We start from the raw sequence: 2,487 nt of genomic DNA, 5'->3' as shown, positions 1-2,487 counted from the left end.
TGGCAGAGCGGGCCAGTGTATGAAAGCGCGGTAAGCGCCCGTCTGTTCTGTCTGCGCTGGCGGATGAACATTCACCAATGCCCCACAGGTCGGCCAGTATAATATTGGCGCCCTGGTATTTTTGTAAAAGCGCTGCGGGTATGCTGTCTTTTCCCTTTGATGAAAGAAGCAGCAGATACCTGTGCGATCCGGCGGCAGGCAACAGCGATAAGGGTATCAGCTGGCCTTCTGTCGTTTCCAGTGTTACCTTTTCCCATTGCTGCTGCGGAGCATAAGTATGTGCTTCTTTCATCTCCGGGCCGTCAATCAAACCTAAAACCGCCTTTAATGCTTTTCTTTTTTCAGCCGTATCTGTTACTGCCGGCCTTAGCTTATTCCCCTGCTGTTTGCAATAGGCTGCAATGCCCGTTACCAGCGGGTTACGCTGGCCACCGGGGAATACCTGCAGCTGCTGTGCAGGTAGTAAAGTAAAGGGCGTTTCTGCAATGGGCGTACCATCCCCTTTACCTTTCAGGTGCAGGTCCATCCAGCCTAACAGGGCGCTGCGCATTTCCGGCCAGTAGCCGTGCGTGGTATCAAACAGCTGGTATGCCAGTGCACCGGGTGCATGATACAGCTCGTAAATGCTGCGTACATTCTCATAGCTGCGCAGCATTTCTGCCGGTTTAAATGTAGCGCTGGCATCTTTCAGGGCGCTGCATATTTTTAAAGCGCGGGGCGCTGTCAGGCCCAGCACGCCTGCTTCTTCCGTGAAGGTGAACCCGCCGGGCAGCAGCTCGCATACGCAGTTGGAGTTCATGATGTAAGATTCAAAGGTGCCTACGCTCACTACCGGCATGGCTGCTTTTATACGTGTATCCATAGCCGATAGCCACATGGTTTGGTTACCGCCGCCGCTGGCGCCGGTAGCGCCTATTCTGGTGCTATCCACATACGGTAAGGAACATAGCAGGTCCACCCCGCGTATATTATCTGCTACCTGGCTGCCCAGCAATGTTTCGCCAATATTCAGCAAAGATGCGCCCAGGTTAGCGCCGTGATATTCTGCCACGCCATGCTCCGTAGTGCGCTCACCGGAGCCCCAGGCATCTATATTCAAACATACATAACCGTGCAGGGCCAGCGTGTGTGCGCAGGACTGCACCATTTCACCAGCCTTTCCATCCGGCCAGTGGCCGTGCATATTGATCAGGGCCGGAAAAGGCCCCTTCCCATCCGGTACGTACAGGTTAGCGGTAGCATACACGCCCGGTCTGGTCTGGAACCAGATGTTACGTACGGAATAACCTTTTAGCTGGCGGCGGCCGGTTTCCTTCATCTGCAGCGGCAGCCGGTGATCAATATAAATGTTACCATGCCGCTGAATATTTGCTGTGAGCATAGCCCGCTCTTTTTCCCATGCCGCCAGGTTATCCGGCAGCGGGAACAGGCGGTTCTGCAATGCTGCGCGGGCTTTCAGCTCCGCCGCAACAAGGTCAGACGGGTCTTTTGTTTGTGCAAAAACGCCAGCCGGCATTGATAATAAGCAAACCATCACTATCAGGAATACACGCATTTTCATATAAAGTTTTAATTCACATCCCACCATAAACGGGTAGCAGCATTATCCGGCCCGTTCAGCATATCCTGGGCTTTCTTCAGCTCCACGCCATTGGTAGCTGCATCTACTGATGAATAAGGCAGACGTTTTATAAAGGTGCCCACGGGCAGGTCTGCATTATCAGATTGTAACAGCGGGTACATTACCGGGTAACCGCTGCGGCGGAACTCAGCCCAGGCCTCTACCCCATCCGGATAAAGGCATAACCATTTCTGTGTACCTATCTGCGCACGCTGTACTGCCGTACCGGCAGCCCATTTAACCGGCGTAGCGGCTACTGCGGGCGAATTGGCTTCATCGCCCGGCGCTACCGGTACAGCGGCTGATTGTATATAGTTATTAATAACAGTGGCATCTGTAATACCCCATTCTTCCATGCTTACCGTGATCCCTTTTTCATACAATTCCTGTGCAGTGCCGCCCATGTTCCAGCCATTCAGCGCACCCTCCGCCCGCAGGAAATAGGCTTCTGCCGCATGCAGCACCGGCTGTGTAACCGTGGAATTAGCCACCCAGGCGCCTGCTGCGGGGTTCCAGGTAACCCAGCGGGGCCCTATGTTCGACGTTTGTGCGGGCCTGTTACCCGGCAGGTTAATGGCTGTTGCGGAAGAACCGTTGCGTAAGCCTTTGAACTGCCCGGTAGCCACTGCCGGCTGAAAGTATACCGGCAAACGCGGATCTGCATACCCTTTCAGGTACGAGGCCATGGTGGAACTCATACTAAATTCCGCATTCGCGGCATTAAATGCAAGGCCATTGGCATCATCCCCGTTCAGGGAACGTTTAATATAAGCAGATTCACTGCTAAGGGTCATCACCCCGGAAGTAACGGCGGCTTCGGCCTGTTGCCTGGCAAGATCCGGCGCCACGTTGGAGATGCGTAAGGC

At 54.2% G+C, this 2,487-nt stretch carries 2 protein-coding genes; both read right to left on the bottom strand.

Annotation, left to right across the window (positions count from 1 at the left end; translation table 11 throughout):
- Positions 1-1,555, bottom strand: a 1,555-nt coding sequence (locus VIM87_RS19385; RefSeq protein ID WP_331998596.1) for an alpha/beta hydrolase family protein, incomplete at its 3' end; no start/stop codon positions are given.
- Between the two features lie 14 nt (positions 1,556-1,569).
- A partial coding sequence (locus VIM87_RS19380; protein WP_331998595.1) for a SusD/RagB family nutrient-binding outer membrane lipoprotein occupies positions 1,570-2,487 on the bottom strand: 918 nt, incomplete at its 5' end.

The organism is Chitinophaga sp., from assembly GCF_036569125.1.
GTDB lineage: Bacteria > Bacteroidota > Bacteroidia > Chitinophagales > Chitinophagaceae > Chitinophaga.
This window is presented reverse-complemented; position numbering and strand designations above follow the sequence as displayed.